The organism is Lentibacillus saliphilus (genome assembly GCF_019093865.1).
Lineage (GTDB): Bacteria > Bacillota > Bacilli > Bacillales > Amphibacillaceae > Lentibacillus_B > Lentibacillus_B saliphilus.
On sequence record NZ_JABJXD010000003.1, the window covers coordinates 1 to 18,080 of the forward strand.

General features: G+C 40.5%; 19 protein-coding genes. 4 read left to right on the top strand and 15 right to left on the bottom strand.

Going from position 1 to position 18,080, the window contains the following annotated elements; translation table 11 throughout:
• Nucleotides 1-24: 24 nt before the first annotated feature.
• The 13 genes from sigF to HPC67_RS06330 all read right to left on the bottom strand — a co-directional run bounded on the left by sigF (nucleotide 25) and on the right by HPC67_RS06330 (nucleotide 11,065).
• Nucleotides 25-780, bottom strand: a complete 756-nt coding sequence (sigF, locus tag HPC67_RS06270; protein ID WP_217586630.1) for an RNA polymerase sporulation sigma factor SigF — start codon at nucleotides 778-780, stop codon at nucleotides 25-27.
• 11 nt (nucleotides 781-791) lie between these two features.
• Nucleotides 792-1,232: an anti-sigma F factor gene (spoIIAB, locus tag HPC67_RS06275; protein WP_217586631.1), complete on the bottom strand. Its 441-nt coding sequence runs from the start codon at nucleotides 1,230-1,232 to the stop codon at nucleotides 792-794.
• Nucleotides 1,232-1,582, bottom strand: coding sequence for an anti-sigma F factor antagonist (gene spoIIAA / locus HPC67_RS06280; protein ID WP_217586632.1), 351 nt, complete (start codon nucleotides 1,580-1,582; stop codon nucleotides 1,232-1,234). The genes spoIIAB and spoIIAA overlap by 1 nt, the downstream gene beginning before the upstream one ends.
• Before the next feature lie 96 nt (nucleotides 1,583-1,678).
• Entirely contained in the window at nucleotides 1,679-2,872 is a 1,194-nt protein-coding gene (locus tag HPC67_RS06285) for a D-alanyl-D-alanine carboxypeptidase family protein (RefSeq protein WP_217586633.1), read from the bottom strand.
• 461 nt (nucleotides 2,873-3,333) lie between these two features.
• Complete coding sequence (locus HPC67_RS06290) at nucleotides 3,334-4,638, bottom strand: pyrimidine-nucleoside phosphorylase (protein ID WP_217586634.1); 1,305 nt, start codon at nucleotides 4,636-4,638, stop codon at nucleotides 3,334-3,336.
• Nucleotides 4,639-4,658: 20 nt separating this feature from the next.
• On the bottom strand, nucleotides 4,659-5,477 hold the full coding sequence (locus HPC67_RS06295; protein WP_217586635.1) for a purine-nucleoside phosphorylase: 819 nt from the start codon (nucleotides 5,475-5,477) through the stop codon (nucleotides 4,659-4,661).
• Nucleotides 5,478-5,489: 12 nt separating this feature from the next.
• Nucleotides 5,490-6,668 (bottom strand): phosphopentomutase, encoded by a 1,179-nt coding sequence (deoB, locus tag HPC67_RS06300; protein ID WP_217586636.1) that lies wholly within the window; start codon nucleotides 6,666-6,668, stop codon nucleotides 5,490-5,492.
• Nucleotides 6,669-6,732: 64 nt separating this feature from the next.
• Complete coding sequence (gene xerD / locus HPC67_RS06305; protein WP_217586637.1) at nucleotides 6,733-7,626, bottom strand: site-specific tyrosine recombinase XerD; 894 nt, start codon at nucleotides 7,624-7,626, stop codon at nucleotides 6,733-6,735.
• A 6-nt stretch (nucleotides 7,627-7,632) separates the two neighbouring features.
• Nucleotides 7,633-7,839 carry a DUF4227 family protein gene (locus HPC67_RS06310; protein WP_217586638.1) on the bottom strand — a complete coding sequence of 69 codons (207 nt, stop codon included), beginning with the start codon at nucleotides 7,837-7,839 and terminating at the stop codon, nucleotides 7,633-7,635.
• 177 nt (nucleotides 7,840-8,016) lie between these two features.
• The gene (gene fur, locus HPC67_RS06315) at nucleotides 8,017-8,472 is read right to left on the bottom strand and encodes a ferric iron uptake transcriptional regulator (RefSeq protein ID WP_217586639.1); all 456 of its coding nucleotides are present in this window, start codon (nucleotides 8,470-8,472) and stop codon (nucleotides 8,017-8,019) included.
• 101 nt (nucleotides 8,473-8,573) lie between these two features.
• Nucleotides 8,574-9,218 carry a stage II sporulation protein M gene (gene spoIIM, locus HPC67_RS06320; RefSeq protein ID WP_217586640.1) on the bottom strand — a complete coding sequence of 215 codons (645 nt, stop codon included), beginning with the start codon at nucleotides 9,216-9,218 and terminating at the stop codon, nucleotides 8,574-8,576.
• Between the two features lie 86 nt (nucleotides 9,219-9,304).
• Nucleotides 9,305-10,483, bottom strand: a complete 1,179-nt coding sequence (locus HPC67_RS06325) for an endonuclease Q family protein (protein WP_217586641.1) — start codon at nucleotides 10,481-10,483, stop codon at nucleotides 9,305-9,307.
• Between the two features lie 39 nt (nucleotides 10,484-10,522).
• Nucleotides 10,523-11,065, bottom strand: coding sequence for an NUDIX hydrolase (locus tag HPC67_RS06330; RefSeq protein WP_217586642.1), 543 nt, complete (start codon nucleotides 11,063-11,065; stop codon nucleotides 10,523-10,525).
• Nucleotides 11,066-11,303: 238 nt separating this feature from the next.
• On the opposite strand from HPC67_RS06330, the gene HPC67_RS06335 reads away from it, so the two are divergent.
• Complete coding sequence (locus HPC67_RS06335) at nucleotides 11,304-12,224, top strand: aldo/keto reductase (protein ID WP_217586643.1); 921 nt, start codon at nucleotides 11,304-11,306, stop codon at nucleotides 12,222-12,224.
• Between the two features lie 30 nt (nucleotides 12,225-12,254).
• Here the strand turns inward: HPC67_RS06335 and HPC67_RS06340 are convergent, their stop codons facing one another.
• Together HPC67_RS06340 and HPC67_RS06345 are read right to left on the bottom strand one after the other, a co-directional pair.
• Nucleotides 12,255-13,514, bottom strand: coding sequence for a Y-family DNA polymerase (locus HPC67_RS06340; RefSeq protein WP_217587063.1), 1,260 nt, complete (start codon nucleotides 13,512-13,514; stop codon nucleotides 12,255-12,257).
• 141 nt (nucleotides 13,515-13,655) lie between these two features.
• The gene (locus tag HPC67_RS06345) at nucleotides 13,656-14,621 is read right to left on the bottom strand and encodes an MBL fold metallo-hydrolase (RefSeq protein ID WP_217586644.1); all 966 of its coding nucleotides are present in this window, start codon (nucleotides 14,619-14,621) and stop codon (nucleotides 13,656-13,658) included.
• A 318-nt stretch (nucleotides 14,622-14,939) separates the two neighbouring features.
• Here HPC67_RS06345 and HPC67_RS06350 point away from each other — a divergent pair, with 318 nt between their 5' ends.
• The 3 genes from HPC67_RS06350 to HPC67_RS06360 are packed head-to-tail and all read left to right on the top strand — an operon-like array spanning nucleotide 14,940 to nucleotide 18,036.
• A complete protein-coding gene (locus HPC67_RS06350; RefSeq protein ID WP_217586645.1) occupies nucleotides 14,940-15,683 on the top strand; it encodes a glycerophosphodiester phosphodiesterase in 744 nt (247 codons plus the stop codon).
• A gap of 51 nt (nucleotides 15,684-15,734) precedes the next feature.
• Nucleotides 15,735-16,649, top strand: coding sequence for a ribonuclease Z (gene rnz / locus HPC67_RS06355; RefSeq protein WP_217586646.1), 915 nt, complete (start codon nucleotides 15,735-15,737; stop codon nucleotides 16,647-16,649).
• A gap of 16 nt (nucleotides 16,650-16,665) precedes the next feature.
• Entirely contained in the window at nucleotides 16,666-18,036 is a 1,371-nt protein-coding gene (locus HPC67_RS06360) for an aldehyde dehydrogenase (RefSeq protein ID WP_217586647.1), read from the top strand.
• Nucleotides 18,037-18,080: the final 44 nt, after the last annotated feature.

Consider the following 18,080-nt stretch of genomic DNA (forward strand, 5'->3'; position numbering starts at 1 on the left):
AATTCAATACCAACGTCATTTGACTTAGAACCATATATTCATTCTTGTTTTTAAATCCTGCAAAATCTTCTTTTCTAGCCTTGAAACTTGAACTTGAGATATACCTAGACGATCCGCGACTTCGGATTGTGTTTGGTCTTTATAGTACCGAAGATAAACAATCAATCTCTCCCGTTCCTGCAAACTTCTAATCGTCTCTTCTAGTGAAAGCTTGTCAAACCAATTCGTATCTTGATCAGCAATTTGATCGAGTAATGTAATTGGATCACCGTCATTCTCGAATACAGTTTCGTGAATCGAATGGGGTGATCGAGACGCATCTTCCGCTAAGACAATATCCTCTACTGGCAAATCGAGAGACACAGATAGTTCATGGATTGTTGGAGAACGGCCTAATTCTTTCGTGAGACGCTCTTTTTCTCGACGGACTTTGTTACCTGTTTCTTTGAGCGAACGGCTGACTTTTAAAGTGCCGTCATCCCGAATGAACCGTTGAATTTCCCCTATAATCATCGGTACTGCATATGTTGAGAAACGCACATCATAAGACAAATCAAATTTATCAATGGACTTGATCAAACCTATGCTTCCGATTTGAAACAGATCATCAGGGTCATAGCCTCGATTCAAGAAGCGTTGTACGACTGACCAAACGAGCCGAGTGTTGCGTTCAACGAGTATATCTCTTGCATTTTGATCACCTTGCTGGCTCTGCAAAATATATGCTTTCACCTGTTCATCTGACAGTTGTCGCTGTTCACCGGTCACATTTACATCCATAACAAATACCTCTACTTACAAACCGTTTTCGTTTTAGTAAGTTGCTTTTTCATATGGATGATTGTACCTTCATTATTAGAAGAGATAACGTCGACGGCATCCATGAAATTCTCAATGATGGTAAAGCCCATTCCCGATCGTTCGAGCTCGGGCTTTGATGTGTATAATGGTTGTCTCGCTTCTTCAAGATTATTAATCCCACAACCATTATCTTTAACCGTAATTTCAACTTCATCATCGTGAAGTACACATGTTATCGTAATCACGCCAGCAGGTTGGTTATGATAACCATGAATAATCGCATTTGTTACAGCCTCAGAAACAACCGTTTTAATCTCTGTTAATTCATCCATCGTTGGATCCAATTGAGAGACAAAAGCAGCGACTGTAACTCTTGCAAATGATTCGTTCTCACTTAGACTTGAAAATTGAATAGACATTTCATTCTTCATCAAGCCACCCCCAACGTCGCAAGGGCATGGTTTTCATCGTCTTCCAAACGAACAATCTTAAATAATCCCGACATTTCAAATAAACGCTTAACGGATGATGAAATTGAACAAATCACCATCTCTCCACCGAGTTGTGTCACTTCTTTATATCTACCAAGAACGACACCTAATCCTGAACTGTCCATAAAAGAAACAGCTTCTAAGTTTAAGATGATATGCTTTATGGCATGTTGATAAATCATATCCTTCCAATTACTACGCAGTTGTTCTGCTTCATGATGATCAAGTTCACCTGATAACCTTACAATCAATACATCATCACGCACTTCAAACGCCGCGTTCAACCCCATATGCCTTCCTCCTCGTTAAGTGGTATACATATACAACTTCTTTGTCCTATAAGCAAATTCCTGCATGCCGACAAAAGAAGAAGTATTTCGCCATAACTAGCGGTTCTTTGCCAATTCCCGTATGGATCGTTTGAATAAGGTATAGATTGAAGCTTCTGTCACGTCTTGGTTTACAATTAATGGTGTCTTGGACAGAACATCATCTCCATCCTTTACAAGAAGCACACCAACTTGATCTCCTTTATGCAAGGGAAGCTTAATCGTATCATGCAATTTGACAGTTGTTTCAATTTGTTCAGATGGACTACCTTTTTTGTGAATCGTGCTAACTGATTCTGACGTCACAATTGGCGTTTTCTCCTCATGGGCTTTAAGCTTAGTTAAATGTGTGATGACGTCACCTTGGGCAAAAAGCTGTGTCGTATCATATTGATTAAATGCATAATCAAGCATACTTGATACCATCTTATTGCGCTCTTTTGACGTTTCCGCCCCCATCACGACTGCAATGAGTCGCATACCATCTTGCTCAGCAGTAGCTGTTAGTCCATATTTGGCCTCATTTGTGTATCCTGTTTTAAGACCATCTACACCCGGATAAAATTTAACGAGCTTATTTGTATTTACAAGCCAAAACTCGTTATCTTGCCCTTTCCTTAAATAATCTTCATAAATGGACGTATATTCTGTTATAGTTTCGTATTTTAGTAATTCTTTTGCCATGATTGCCAAATCGTGTGCAGTGGTATGATGATCACTAGCAGGTAAACCAGATGGATTCTTAAATTGTGTGTGCTCTAAACCTAACTTACGAGCTTTAGCATTCATTCGTTCAACAAACGCAGCCTCACTTCCAGCAATTCTTTCCGCTAACGCAACACTCGCGTCATTCGCAGAGCCAATTGCTATGCCTTTTAACATATCTTTTACAGACATTTCTTCGCCAGCTTCAAGAAATATTTGCGTTCCTCCCATAGATGCTGCCCGTTCACTCACTCGAACCATCTCATCTAATTTAAGCTCACCGTTATCCAGTGCTTCCATAATTAATAATAAGGTCATAACCTTTGTCATACTGGCAGGTGGAAGGACTTCGTTGGCATTTTTTTCATAAATCACATGCCCAGTGTCTCGCTCTATTAAGATGGCTGACTTAGCATTAGGTGCAAGATTTACTTCTTGTGGCGTATCTTCCTGTTTATTTTCATTCTCTTCACTGTTAATAGGTACGACGAGCGTCACACACATGATCACAATCATCATACTGATCAATAATAGATGTTTTTTCATTGTTTGACCTCCAGCAATCAATATATACATATAATTATAATTGCCAAAGAGTGTCAATTTTATACCGATATATTCCACTTTTGATATAAATAGGATATTGTCATAAATAACTTCCAACTCGTTTGCGTTTTATGTAGACTAAAAAGAAACTGGGACAAAATCAATTGAAAAAACGAACAATACAACCGCTCCGGAAATATACTTCGCGACCGACAAACACGATGTTTTAGTGGCGGCGTTGGTCACGGGCGTCTGGTGAGCCTCAGGGCAACAGGATGTTGGTCATGAAGGCGTGGCGATTGTCGTCGCGGTTTTAACCTTCCTTCCCCCTAACGCACTGTGGAGTCTAACCTATGCCTTCATCCCGCAGGAGTCTTCGTATATTTCCGGAGCTAATGTTGAGTATGTTCGTCTTTTCCGTTAAATTTTAGTTATATCCCAGTCTTTTTTACAATAATTAATTAAGATGTAATCGTATCATACACAAGTGGTGGTAATTCAACAGCCTCTTGTGTTAATTCAATGCTTTTATATAGTTGTTCTTTAACTGCTTCAATGTCTTGATGATTCGTATGAATCGTTGCTAAAGACTCACCTTTTTGAACGTGGTCGCCAATTTTCTTATGAAGCACGAGTCCAACAGACAAATCTATGCTAGATTCCTTCGTCGTTCGTCCTGCACCAAGCATCGCTGCAGCAGCCCCGACATCATTACAAGAAAACGCCGAAATAACACCATCAGATTGAGCAGGGAGTTCAACTTGATATTGAGCAGTAGGTAAGGCATCTGGCTGATCTACAACCTTTGGATCTCCGCCTTGCGCTGCCACAAATGACTTAAAGTGCTCAAGTGCCTTTCCATTGTATAATTGTGCCTCAAGCAGCGCTCTCGCCTCAGTTATAGTATCGGCTCCACCACCAAGCACTACCATTTGACTCCCTAATGCTAGGCACAGCTCAGTTAAATCTTTAGGTCCGCGTCCCTGCAAAGTATCAATCGCTTCCTTCACTTCTAGCGCATTTCCGATCGCTTTACCAAGCGGTTGATTCATATCCGATATAACCGCCATCGTCTGCCTACCGACATGTTTACCAATCGCAACCATTGCATGCGCAAGGTCTTTAGCGTCATTTAAATGATCCATAAATGCCCCTGAGCCAACCTTGACATCGAGGACAATCGCATCGGCACCTGAAGCAATTTTCTTACTCATAATGGAGCTTGCAATTAGTGGAATCGAATTAACTGTTGCTGTCACATCACGTAAGCTATATAACTTTTTATCTGCCGGTGTTAAATTACCAGTCTGTCCAACGACCGCTACTTTGTTTTTATTTACCAAATCAATAAATTCATCTGTCGTAATTTCAACGTGAAAGCCAGGAATAGCTTCTAGCTTATCAATAGTTCCACCGGTATGACCGAGACCGCGACCACTCATCTTTGCAACTGGAATACCTAATGACGCTACGAGTGGCGCAAGAATTAAAGTCGTCGTATCCCCCACACCACCTGTGGAGTGCTTGTCTACCTTTATACCATCTATGGCTGACAAATCAATCATATCTCCAGATTCTGTCATCGCCATTGTTAAAGTGGCGCGCTCTTTTTCTGTCATATCGTTAAAATAAATCGCCATTAATAATGCACTTGCTTGATAATCCGGAATAGTGCCCTTTGTATATTCTGTAACAAAATAACGGATTTCAGCCTCTGATAATACTTCACCATCTCTTTTTTTGGTGATGATATCGTACATTCTCATTATTTATCACCTGCACATTTTTATTGTGGTAACGTATGAATAATCTGTTTGACGAGTTTTATGAAATGGTCTTTCACGTATTCAGTCGTTTCAATCACTTCATCATGTGTGAGCGGCTGATCAAGTATGCCAGCAGCCATATTGGATATACAAGAAATGCCGAGCACACGCATACCTGCATGCCCCGCTGTTATAACCTCAGGTACGGTAGACATACCTACAGCATCGCCACCTAAGAGTCGTAACATTTTAATTTCAGCTGGCGTTTCATAAACAGGCCCTGTATTTCCAACGTATACACCTTTTTGTATCGGTATATTTAATTCATTAGCACACGTCGTCGCATGGTCAATATAAGTCCGATCATACACCTGTGACATGTCAGGAAAACGCACACCGAGCTGGTCATCATTCGGACCTATCAATGGATTATCTCCCATATTGTTTATATGATCTGTAATGATCATCAAATCTCCTGGTTTAAAGGCCGTGTTCACGCCCCCAGCTGCGTTTGTAACGATAAGAGATGCAACACCTAATTGCTTCATCACATGGACAGGGAAGGTTACATCCTGCATGGAATATCCTTCATAATAGTGAAATCGCCCCTGCATCGCGATAACGGGTTTGCCTTCCAAATGACCAATGACTAAACGGCCTTTATGACCTTCAACTGTTGATTCAGGAAAATGTGGGATATCTTTGTAATCAATAAAAGTAGGAGATTCAATTGCATCTCCTAGTACACCGAGACCAGATCCGAGAATTAACCCGATTTCAGGTGTCATTGAAAGCTTAGATTGAATATAAGTTGTCGCTTCGTTCAAATGATTGTTCATCAATGTTTCGCCTCACTTTATTTCGTTTAAAAAACTTTGTCCATTTTCAGGCAGTGTTATGTTAAAGTTATCTGCAACTGTTGCACCAACATCCGCAAACGTCTTTCTTATTGGCAGTTTTTGACCTTTGTCAATATTTGTATGATAGACAAGCAATGGAACGTACTCTCGCGTATGATCCGTACCATGATGGACAGGATCGTTACCGTGATCTGCTGTAATAATAAGCAAATCGTCATCATTCAAGCGATTGAGTAGCTCTGGTAGCCTTTGATCATACGCTTCAAGCGCTTGTCCATACCCTTTCGGATCTCTGCGATGACCATATTTAGCATCAAAATCAACAAGATTTAAGAAACTTAGTCCTGTAAAGTCCTTGTTCATCGTTTGAACAATTTTTGTCATACCGTCATCATTATCGATCGTACGAATGGCCTCTGTTACACCTTCCCCATCATAAATATCAGATATTTTTCCAATAGCCAAAACATCATATCCTGCATCCTCAAGGTCATTCATAACTGTACGGCCGAAAGGTTTAAGTGCATAATCGTGTCGATTTGACGTTCGCTCAAATGCGCCAGGTTCCCCAACAAACGGACGCGCAATGACACGCCCCACCATATATTTTTCATCCAATGTTAATTCTCTCGCGATTTCACAAATCTTATATAATTCGTCTATTGGGACCACATCTTCATGAGCAGCAATTTGTAAAACGGAGTCTGCCGACGTATAGACGATGAGAGCGCCTGTTTCGATGTGTTCTCTACCTAATTTCTTTATAATCTCCGTACCTGAAGCAGGCTTATTACCAATAGATTTGCGTCCAGTACGCGCTTCCAAATCATCTAATAATTCTTGAGGGAATCCGTCAGGGAACGTTTGAAAGGGCTGCTGTATATTTAAACCCATAAGTTCCCAATGCCCTGTCATCGTATCTTTACCATTTGACGCTTCTTCCATTTTTGTAAAATACGCTTTTGGAACAGCCTGGGCACGAACCCCTTTAACTGCCTCAATATTACCAAGTCCTAACTTTTCCATGTTCGGCATATTTAACCCATTCATATGATCTGCAATATGACCGAGCGTATGAGCACCGACATCGTTAAATTTCTCTGCATCAGGCGCTTCACCTATACCGACGGAATCCATCACAACTAGAAATATACGTTTAAACTGCTGCATCATTCATACCTCCTATGTTTCACTAACCTGTTGTTCGTTCGCTTTACTAGAGGCGCAAATGTCGTTACGCTCTAGGATGATAGGCTTGATACATGTCCTTTAGCCTACTTTTCGTTACATGGGTGTAAATTTGCGTTGTTGATATATCAGCATGTCCAAGCATTTCTTGCACAGCTCGCAAATCCGCACCATTTTCCAGCAGATGTGTCGCAAAAGAATGTCTTAATGTGTGGGGGGTAATCTTTTTCTTAATACCTGCTTCTTTTGAAATCGCTTTAAGAACTTTCCAAAATCCTTGTCTTGATAAAGGACGACCATGCTGATTTACAAATAAGAAATTGTTATCTTCATTCCGTTTGGCCAACGTACTGCGGGCATGTTGTAAATAATGAGTAACAGCTTTTGCTGCGACATCACCTAATGGGACAATTCGTTCTTTGTTCCCCTTCCCTAAACAACGTACAAAGCCCATTGTGAGATGTAAATCACTCACTTTTAAAGTAATTAATTCTGTTACTCGAAGCCCTGTTGCGTAAAGTATTTCTAGCATCGCTTTATTTCGAATGCCTAGTGGTGTATGGTCATGGATATCCAACAGGACATTCACTTCTTCTGCTGACAAAATTGCTGGCAGCTTTCGCTCTTTTCTCGGGGTTTCAATATGTAGAGTCGCATCATGTGTTACGCTGTCCTCTCTTAACAAAAATTGGTGAAAGGACCGAATAGAAGAGATCATACGCGCAATCGTTGACGGTGATTTTCCATTAATGTTCATTTTATGAAGGAAGTGAACAATATCCTGGCGTGTCACGGATTCCCATTCTATTTTTTTCAACTCAGTCTTTATATACGTTTTATATTGGTCAAGATCGCGTCTATAAGATTTTATCGTATTATCTGCCAAGCCTCTCTCCACTCTAACATAATGAAAAAAATCCTCATACTCCGACTCTAGCATGTCATGCTACTCTCCCAACCGAAAAAATAAATTTAACCGATCAATTAACCGTTGTTCATCACTGAACACTTTAACTGAGTGTCCTTCTGGTTGATCATATCGATGATATTGTTCATATTCAGCATGCATAATCTTCAGCCCTGCATAAAATAATATTGTACAAGCCAAAAAAATTATAAATACCTTTAATGTGTCCCACACCATCTGCTTCATAAGGCATATCTCCCTTTTTTTGTAAAAGAATCTTTCACTAAAAGATATGCCATATTTTAATTATAATATACATGCACATTGTAAACTAGCCATTATACTTAATGATAAATCAAGTCATATGTAAAGGCCAAAAATAAAAGCCTTTCTTCTATATAGCGAAAAAAGGCAAGGTGGGGGTCATGTAGACTTTACGATTGCTTTTTGACATTGTCTACAAACACCATGGAATGTTAGTCGGTGATCTTTTACTTGGAAACCCCAATCCTTCTCTATAACCTTTTCAACATCTTCAAGCAAATCCTCCATAATTTCTTCGACAGATCCACATTCAATACAAATCAAATGATGATGGAAATGCTCCGCACCTTCTTTACGTAAGTCGTAACGCGATACGCCGTCTCCAAAATTAATCTTATCAACGATTTTGAGCTCAGATAAAAGTTCCAATGTCCGATAAACCGTGGCAAGACCGATTTCAGGTGCTTTTTCTTTTACAAGTAAATATATATCTTCTGCACTTAAGTGGTCTTGTTCTCGTTCGATTAGTACACGTACCGTTGCTTCCCGCTGTGGAGTTAATTTGTAGCTCTGTGCATGGAGTTGTTTTTTTATACTCTCAATCCGGTGTTCCATGGCAAATTCCCTCCTTGTTACCAACCTTATTATATGCCTATAAAGAAGCAACTGTCAAAAATACAAACGATAATAATATGCTTTTTATAGTTATTATTAAATCATAACATCGTATAGAGCGACTTAACGACGAGCTTCATCCCATAATTCGCAACATATGTTTCAAGCACAGAGGCTAGAAACGAAATCGCGAGTAATACCGCAAATGACACGGCATATTTCCCTAACGGCTGAATGATAGAGTGTTGAACATTTCTAGTAAATAACCGGTTTAACAGTGTGAGGGAAAAAATCATTGATAAGCTGCCCGCCACAATATATACCGGAATAATGACTAAGTTCTGGGGTGCAATTGATAAGGCAGATAGAAAAAGCCCCTGCCACTCCAGCTGATTTACAATGAAGCCAACTGTGAATCCGACAACAAGCCCTTTCGAAAACAATAAGACCCATACAAAAGGTAACCCGATTACAGACAATCCTAATATAAATAATAACAAAATATACTTAATGTGATATAAATAACTATCCATTAAAATACTACTCGTTTCGACATGTTGGTCTTGCGAAAGCTGTTCAAAAAAGCGCTCTAAATAAAAATATAAATCGTGTTTTTGAGTAAACCCCATGCTATTGACAATAACTGCCCCAAATACAATCCCTGTTAAAAATAATATAATCATAAAAATGTAAACCGTCGCATGTTCCTTCACGTGATCAAGCATCAATTGTCTCTTTGTCAACATCGGAATCCTCCATTCAATAGAATCAGTCTATCATTAGAATCTATGAAGAACGCCGAATAAAAAGAACACTTTATGTGGACATGTTTTTATGAAGATGACACTGATCCATACCTTCCGCCTCCACCAGCCTTTATGTGAAGCTTTCCCTGTCGCATTTGAATAATGAATTGCGCAAGTTTTTCAGATATCACTTTTTTTAAATCGTCTATTGGGACGGTATGAATCACATTCATTTCTGTTTGGAAATGGTAGAGTAATGTTTCATACGTTTTAGGACCAAGTGACGGCAAATATTCTAATGGTACTTGATATAAATAAGCTGGTCTCTTTAAATTAGAGGATGTTGATTCTTCTGACGAAGCCAATTCTTCGATGCGATCTGATACACCTTTAATGATATGAGTTGACTCACACGATAAACACCTTTTATGACGCAATGTAAGAGCGGTATGGCAATCGTGACACACGGTTGTATAATATTTACCTAATCGAGGATCCATACCATAATTTTTTACAATTTGACGGCCCCTCACGTTATGCAGCGCCCATTCAAACTCCTTAAATGACGGATGATTCATTTGAATTTGCTGATATTCACGACCTATTTTTGGCAATGAATGGGCATCTGAATTCGTTACAAACGTATAACTGTGCAACTCTTTAATCCGATCAGCCATTTCCGTATCAGAGCTTAAACCGAGCTCTACAGCGTCAATCAAATCTGGATCAAATACTTCCGCGAGTGATTGCTTGACGCCTTTTCCATATAGGCTTTTAAATGGGGTAAATATATGGGCTGGGATCAATAGACCAGCTAGTTCCTTCACCTTGTACTGCAACTCTTTAGCTGTCCCATAATACCGCTGTGAACTCAATGTTATATTCGTCATTCTCTTCGCAAGCCACGTTGAAAAACAGGCCATCTTCTCCAATGTGGGCAGAAAACAGAGAACATGTATTGGGCCCTGGCATGCGTCATCATATACTTCTATTTCTGCCCCCAATAACAGTGTTACATTCTCGAATTGGATGCCCCCATCAGACAGTTCCTCTGCTTGACCAGTATCTAGCAGCATCATTATTTCTTTTTGAACAGCTGGTGCATGACAGTCAATAACACCTATGAGCTGGATGCCTTTATGCCGACTTGCTTCTTTTAATATATTGGTTAAAGTAAGACGCTTTGAAGCGGTGATTTTAACTGGATTATAATCAATATCGCGGCCAATATGAATGTGCATATCAGCGAAAAATGTGTTCAACATGGCTTTAAACAACTCCAATTTCTTATAGGTGCCTATTCATCAAATCCCAAGCGACTGCAAGTATAGGATCGCATAATTTGTCTTGGCGTCATGAATGAGCTGCTTCTCAATACATTCTTGCGCTTCATCGAGGGTCATTGTTTTAATCTCAATAAATTCGTCTTCGTCTCCCTCAGCTGCATCTTCTATCTTCACAAGGTCTTTAGCGAGATATATGTACATCAGCTCGTTAGCGAAGCCAGGAGATGTATAAAATGATGTGACGAATTCGAGTTGGCCCGCTGTATAGCCTGTTTCTTCCTCAAGCTCTCTTAATGCGGTCTCTTCTGGTGCTTCGCCTTGTTCAAGTTTTCCCGCCGGAATTTCAATAAGAGATGTTTCTAATGGCTTGCGATACTGCTCAACAAGAAGCACTTTCCCATCATTTAGAACAGGAATGACAGCCACAGCGCCTGAATGCATGACACACTCCCGTTGTGCTGTTTTACCATTCGGTAGAAGAACGTCATCTACGTGTAATGTAATTATTTTCCCGTCATAAATCGATTGAGAGTGGAGTGTTTTTTCTTCAAATTTCTTCATATGGACACCTCTCCGTATCATATATTTCGCCATTGATTTTAAGCTTATTTATTCTGAACTCTTTTTAAGCATGCAAAGGGTTATAACACCGTTACCTTTCACTGGAGGTTCTTCTTGCTTATAAGCCTATTTTATCATAATGACCCTAATCAACATGATATGAAATGAAACAGTTGTATTTCCTTTCTGTCATTCTTACAATGTGGATACACGGTAAAAAATGAAATGGAGGTTTATGATGCAAAAAAATAAAATAGGTACATCGCCAGTCTACGTATCTGAATTAACCCTTGGCTGTATGTCACTTGGAACAGATCCTGCACATGTTCAAATGATGATCGATGCCGCCCTGGACAAAGGCATCAACCACTTAGATACGGCGGATTTATATGATTTCGGAATGAATGAAAGGCTAATTGGCCAAGCGATCAAGCCTAAGCGACACGATATCGTTCTTACGTCAAAAGTCGGTAATCACTTCAACGCTGAGACGAAAGATTGGTTTTGGGACCCATCCAAAGCGCATATTAAAAACGGCCTCAAGGAAAGCCTGCGTCGACTCGGAACAGATTATCTCGATATTTATATGCTGCACGGCGGAACAATTCATGATCCAATTGATGAATCAATCGCTGCATTTGAAGAATTGAAGCGTGATGGTCTCATTCTCGCATATGGCATTTCATCCATTCGTCCAAATGTCATTCGTGAATATGTAAAGCGTGCGAACATCGATGTCGTTATGATGCAATACAACCTCCTTGATCGCCGCCCAGAAGAAGCAATGCTCCATCTTTTACATGATCAGCAAATTAGTGTTCTTGCACGTGGACCACTCGCAAAAGGGATGCTAACCGAGCATGGTATGAATCAAATTGAAGCAAAAGCACAGGACGGCTTCCTTAACTATTCACGCACTGAATTACAAGCCATTTATCGGCAACTAAGCAGCCTGAATCATCATGAAGTTGCATTAAACGCATTGGCATTCAAATATATATTACACCATCCAGCTGTCGCAAGTGCTGTCTTCGGTGCGAGCTCACAGGCACAAATCGATACCAATACAAATTGGTATGATGACAAGCCACTCAGTCATGATCTTTATGAGCAGCTCACTCAAATTACTAAGCCAATTCAATATACAAATCACCGTTAAAACAAATTGAAACACGGCTATGATGGTCAATTATTCTGCATAGTGCCCGCCTACTAATTTCGAACGTTCCAACGCTGTTCCAGCTTCTGTAAAAGAGACGGCCCGAAGCAGCGCATCACTGCCATACTTGTCGCGGATCTCATCAACGACATAGCCTAGGGTGCGCGCTTTTGTCCGGTCTTTAGCAAATAAGTCCAGCTGCACATGCTCATCCTCACAAATATTATCAAGCGTTACAGCAATACGGCGAACGGTTTTTTCAGCATAAAACGTCTTAAACAAATGCATTGCAGTATGATATATGTCCATCGTGATATTCGTTGGTGTCGCAATCGTTAAAGAACGGTGGAAGCCGCCCCCTCCTTCTGTTTTACTATACCCAATGCCGAGGCTAATCGTTCGACCAGCATGTTGATTGGCCCGAGCCCGTCTTCCCACTTCCTCGCATATTTCTAAAATAACGTATGCTACATCAGTTGGACGGTGATAATCACGTAAGAGAATTTGACTTTTGCCATAGCTCTTCTGTCCTTGCATAATCGGAGCGCCGAGCTCCGATAAATCAATGCCATTTGCGTGATGATAGAGCTGGTTACCCATAATACCGAATGCTTTTTCCAGGTGGGGAAGTGAATAATTCGCTAACTGTCCAACAGTGGAAATGCCCATTCGATTCAGACGACGCTCAAGCTGAGGGCCAATTCCCCACATCTTTGATAACGGACGAATCGTCCATAATTTCTTAGGGACATCTGCATACGTCCAACGCGCAATACCTGTTTGCTTTGCCTCAAGATCGAGGCATAATTTAGCCATTAACATATTCGGGCCAATTCCGATGGCGGCTGTTAATCCAAATGTATCCTTCAACTCTTCAATAATACGAGAAGCTACTTCTTCAGCAGATCCCCATAGCTTATGCGTTCCTGACAATTCTAAAAAGCTTTCGTCCACACTATACGTATGAATCGCTTCTTTCGGAACATATTTATGAAACAGACGGGTAATTTCAGTTGACACACGCAAATACAATTTCATCTGCGCAGATACAATGACGATTTTTTCGTGATCAGGGATCTCAAACAGGCGACTGCCCGTACGGATACCAAAATCGCGCTTTAAAGCGGGAGATGCAGCAAGTACGACACTTCCTTTTCGGTTGATATCAGCAACGACAGCTAAATAAGTAGTCAACAGATCAAGTCCCTTTGCCATCGCCGCACAGCTTGCATAAAAGCTTTTCATATCAACACATAACACATGGCGTTCAGAATCTGAATACATAGTCATATCTTGCATCATACATTCTTCTTTCTGTCAAAGTTATTTAAATCTATTATAAGCGAATGTATGTTCGTTTTCTATATGCAATCGTTAATATTTAAAAAAGACAACGTTGACACCCCGTATTACAGCGAAAAAACATCACCATCACTTGACAATAGGCTTGTAAACAAGTCGATCATCTTCTTTAAAAGAGGTGGCCAAACCTTTAGCTTCCAGATAATCCAACTGTCCAATTGTTTCGGACATCGTCAAGTTCAGCTGGTTTTCATATTGATGAGGAAAAATTGCACGACATAAATCAAAAGGGCTCTGTGGCCGTTCATGTAAAAGACGCCAAACTTTGTCCGCACGTTCCTCTTGTTTTTTCAATCGTTGACGAATAAGGCTGTTGACATCCGAAAAACAAGGCCCGTGTCCCGGAAGTACCTTTTCAATACCCAAATGAAAGCATTTATTTAAGCTTTCCCGATATTGAAGCATCGGTTTTGGACGACGATCTCCCTCATGACGACCGGGTTCAATTAGCGGATTAGGAGAAATATGATAAAGTAGGTGATCACCACCAATCAAAGTTTTATCAGATTCCCGCCAAAAAGATAAATGACTTTGGGCATGCCCTTTCGTTTCAATGACGTTCCATTCTGGATGCCCAGGTAAGGCGTCCCCTTCCTGCAAAACAGTCGTTACTTGACCTTCTCCTGCGAACTTAAGCGGTGCTCTTAATGCTTTTAACACATGATGATATGTCTCTGGAATGGCACATTGCTCAAACAATTCATAAAAAAATCGTTCATAATGCCGGAAAAACACCTCGTCTCGCGTTAGCCATAGATTCACCGTTTCATGAGCTGCGATGGACTGAACACGTGAACATGCTCCGACCAATCCAGTATGATCCGGATGGTGGTGGGTTAAGATGATTTGTTCAATGTCACGCGGGTGATAACCAATTTGACGTAGCCCTGTTTTCAAGGCGTTCCATGCCTCGTCTGTATTTACACCAGCATCTATTAATGTGAGTGCCTCGCCTTTCAAAATATATACATGCACATCTCCAACAGCAAAAGGTGTTGGTAACGTGATTTGATGAATGACCTTATCTTTAATCATGTAAAAATCCCCCAAAAAGTGAATGGTTATTCAGTTTATGTTTGTCTTTATTTTACCCCCATTCGTTTCAAAAGTCACCCCTATATCACTTCAAAACATGATTCACTACACATATATTTTAGTATCCCATGCAGTGGCGTTTTTATTAAATTGCCAAGATGACTTGAATAAGTAAGAGACATTTAAGACAAGACATCAATACACGTGGATAAGTAGATGAGGCATTCCGCACAGTTTTAATTGTCCAAGCACATAAATTGCGACAATAGAATTGACTTTTCACCGGAAATAAAACACAATCAAACGTGAGGTGACAGTATGCAGACAATGATTATCGCCCATCGGGGCGCAAGTGAGCAAGCGCCAGAAAATACAATGCCCGCCTTTGATCTTGCCTGGAGAATGGGCAGTGAGGGTATTGAAACAGATGTGCAATTAACAAAGGACAATGTACCCATATTGATTCATGATGAGCGGATTAACCGTACAACGAATGGCCGTGGATATGTTAAAGACTATACATACCATGAGCTTATTCAGCTCGATTCAGGTCAATGGTTTAATCCGTCGTTCTCAGGTACAAAAATCATAACCTTAGAACAATTTTTGAATTGGATTAAAGATAAGCCACTTTATTTAAACATTGAACTTAAAAATAATAAAATAGACTATAAAGGGTTGGAATTAGCCGTTCTTGAGCTTATCGCGCACTATAAGGTAGCCAATAGAACGACTTTGTCGACGTTCAATCCGAACAGTGTTAATCGTCTGCACAAGCTTAATCCGACAATTGATTCGGCACTTCTTCTATCAAAACGTAAATCAAGTAACCTTGTGCAGCATGCTAAAGCGCTTGGTGCCAATGCGTTGCACATTAAATATCGGATGTTGACACCAGAAATCGTTGAAGCGTGTCGGCGTGAAAGCATGGCTCTGAGGGTTTACACAGTAAACAGCTCTAAACACATGCTACGTTGCTTCCAATTAGGGTGTACAGCTATTTTTACAGACATCCCTGACAAAGCATTACATTTTCGAAAGCTTTATGAAGATCACCATTAACATCCTCAATACGTGTATGGCGGTCGTATTGATATCCTAGGAGGAAAGCACATGGAACTTATTTTTCTCGGTACAGGAGCGGGTATGCCATCGAAGCAGCGGAACGTTTCAAGTATTGCTCTTACCCTTTATCAAGAAACCAATCATATATGGCTATTTGATTGTGGAGAAGCTACCCAGCACCAAATACTACACACGGCGATCAAACCAAGCAAAATCAATAAAATTTTCATCACACATATGCACGGCGATCACATATTTGGACTTCCTGGTGTCTTGAGCAGTCGGTCATTTCAAGGGGGACGAGACGGTTTAACGATATATGGTCCTAAAGGTATAGAAGACTTCGTCCACCATGCATTACAGCTGTCAGAAACACATTTATCTTATCCTTTAGCATTCGTTGAAGTACACGACGGACAACTAATTGACGATGATCAATTTAGCGTCTATTGTCAACAACTGGAACATGGCATACCATCATATGGCTATCGAATTGTTGAAAAAGACAAACCGGGCCAGCTCCTTGTCGACCGTCTTAAAGAAGCTGGTGTTTCACCTGGTCCGATTTACAAAGCGATTAAAGACAATGAGGTCGTAACGACAGAGGACGGTCGCATCATTCACCGAAGTGATTATATTGGCCCACCCAAAAAAGGCCGTACAATCGCTATTATCGGCGACACACGTTGTTCAGAAGCGTATCAAAATCTTGTCAAACATGTTGATGTTTTAGTTCATGAAGCGACATTTGGTCAGGATAAAGCGACCCTCGCCCATGACTATTATCATTCAACAACCGCTCAAGCAGCGACGCTTGCTAAAAAACAACACGTTGGACGGCTCGTGTTAACACACATTTCATCTCGATATCAACCATCAGATACGGCAGAACTGCTTGCTGAAGCACGAGACATTTTTAAAGATACCTATTTGGCACAAGACTTTTTTAACATAACCATTTAATAAGGGGGAGAAGATGATGACGACAATTCATAATATTGTTATTCAACAGCACGATTATTTTCATAGCGGTGAAACCCGTGCTTATGCTTATCGAGCGGCACAATTAAAAGCGCTTCGAAAGATGCTAAAAAAGAATGAGCCATCCATCTATCAAGCACTAAAGAAAGACTTAAACAAATCAGCCCATGAAACACTCACAACTGAGCTTGGCATTCTTTATGCTGAGATTGATTTTACACTTAAGCACTTAAAAAGCTGGATGAAACCTGTTAAAGTCGATGCGCCGATCACACATAAAGGAACAGAAAGTATGATTCACAAAGATCCATATGGCGTCTGTCTCATTATTGCACCATGGAACTACCCGCTTCAGCTTGCAATCGCACCGATGATCGGCGCCATTGCAGCTGGGAATTGTATTGTCTTAAAGCCATCTGAACATGCAACAGCCACTTCAACACTACTTCATGACATGATTACCAGCACATTTGATCCTGCTTATATAACCGTTTTTGAAGGTGATAAAGACGTGAGCCAGGAGCTTATGAAGGAGTCATTTGACTATATTTTTTTCACAGGGAGTACAGCGGTCGGCAAAAAAATTATGCAACAAGCGAGCGAACAGTTAACCCCTGTTACACTTGAACTAGGCGGGAAAAGTCCTGCGATTGTCGATAAAGACGCCAATTTAACCCTCTCTGCTAAACGAATCGCTTGGGGGAAATACACGAATGCAGGTCAAACATGTGTTGCACCAGACTATGTCTATGTACATGCAGATATTGAAAAGCGGTTTATTAAAAAACTAAAAAAACAAATTATCGCGCTTTATGGCAAGCAACCACTTGAAAACGATGATTATGTTAAAATCATCAATAAAACGCATTTACATCGTCTTGAAGCCTTTCTTTATAAAGGAACGATTGTCCATGGCGGACACTTGGATGAACGAACAGAACAAATTGAACCGACAGTGATTAAGGATGTTTCTTGGGATGATCCCATTATGCAAGAAGAAATATTCGGACCGATATTACCGATCATGACCTTTACTGAACTCGACACTATTGTCGACCAAATCGCCCGCAATGATCATCCACTCGCGCTTTACTACTTTGGTGAAAAAGAAGCGGCGCAAAACAAAGTTGTATCGCGCGTACAGTTTGGGGGAGGGTCGATCAACGACACCCTTTATCATCTTGCCAACCCACATTTGCCATTTGGTGGCATCGGAACAAGTGGTATAGGTGCATATCATGGAAAACATAGCTTTGATACATTTTCGCATGACAAAAGCATTATGAAACAAACGACAGCTTTTGATCTGCCATTTCGATATCCCGGAAGTAAGCTCTCCCATTCAATTGTCAAACGCTTTATGAAGTAATAAAAAGGTGCAGAGGAAATGTTTGTAAACATTCCACTGCACCT

Coding starts and splice junctions, on each gene's coding strand:
- xerD (WP_217586637.1), bottom strand. CDS start 7,626: ATGCTAGAGTCGGAGTATGAGGATTTTTTTCATTATGTTAGAGTGGAG.
- HPC67_RS06285 (WP_217586633.1), bottom strand. CDS start 2,872: ATGAAAAAACATCTATTATTGATCAGTATGATGATTGTGATCATGTGT.
- sigF (WP_217586630.1), bottom strand. CDS start 780: ATGGATGTAAATGTGACCGGTGAACAGCGACAACTGTCAGATGAACAG.
- deoB (WP_217586636.1), bottom strand. CDS start 6,668: ATGCAGCAGTTTAAACGTATATTTCTAGTTGTGATGGATTCCGTCGGT.
- rnz (WP_217586646.1), top strand. CDS start 15,735: ATGGAACTTATTTTTCTCGGTACAGGAGCGGGTATGCCATCGAAGCAG.
- HPC67_RS06325 (WP_217586641.1), bottom strand. CDS start 10,483: ATGTTGAACACATTTTTCGCTGATATGCACATTCATATTGGCCGCGAT.
- HPC67_RS06310 (WP_217586638.1), bottom strand. CDS start 7,839: ATGAAGCAGATGGTGTGGGACACATTAAAGGTATTTATAATTTTTTTG.
- HPC67_RS06340 (WP_217587063.1), bottom strand. CDS start 13,514: ATGACTATGTATTCAGATTCTGAACGCCATGTGTTATGTGTTGATATG.
- spoIIAA (WP_217586632.1), bottom strand. CDS start 1,582: ATGGGGTTGAACGCGGCGTTTGAAGTGCGTGATGATGTATTGATTGTA.
- spoIIM (WP_217586640.1), bottom strand. CDS start 9,218: ATGTTGACAAAGAGACAATTGATGCTTGATCACGTGAAGGAACATGCG.
- HPC67_RS06330 (WP_217586642.1), bottom strand. CDS start 11,065: ATGAAGAAATTTGAAGAAAAAACACTCCACTCTCAATCGATTTATGAC.
- spoIIAB (WP_217586631.1), bottom strand. CDS start 1,232: ATGAAGAATGAAATGTCTATTCAATTTTCAAGTCTAAGTGAGAACGAA.
- HPC67_RS06295 (WP_217586635.1), bottom strand. CDS start 5,477: ATGAACAATCATTTGAACGAAGCGACAACTTATATTCAATCTAAGCTT.
- fur (WP_217586639.1), bottom strand. CDS start 8,472: ATGGAACACCGGATTGAGAGTATAAAAAAACAACTCCATGCACAGAGC.
- HPC67_RS06350 (WP_217586645.1), top strand. CDS start 14,940: ATGCAGACAATGATTATCGCCCATCGGGGCGCAAGTGAGCAAGCGCCA.
- HPC67_RS06360 (WP_217586647.1), top strand. CDS start 16,666: ATGACGACAATTCATAATATTGTTATTCAACAGCACGATTATTTTCAT.
- HPC67_RS06290 (WP_217586634.1), bottom strand. CDS start 4,638: ATGAGAATGTACGATATCATCACCAAAAAAAGAGATGGTGAAGTATTA.
- HPC67_RS06345 (WP_217586644.1), bottom strand. CDS start 14,621: ATGATTAAAGATAAGGTCATTCATCAAATCACGTTACCAACACCTTTT.
- HPC67_RS06335 (WP_217586643.1), top strand. CDS start 11,304: ATGCAAAAAAATAAAATAGGTACATCGCCAGTCTACGTATCTGAATTA.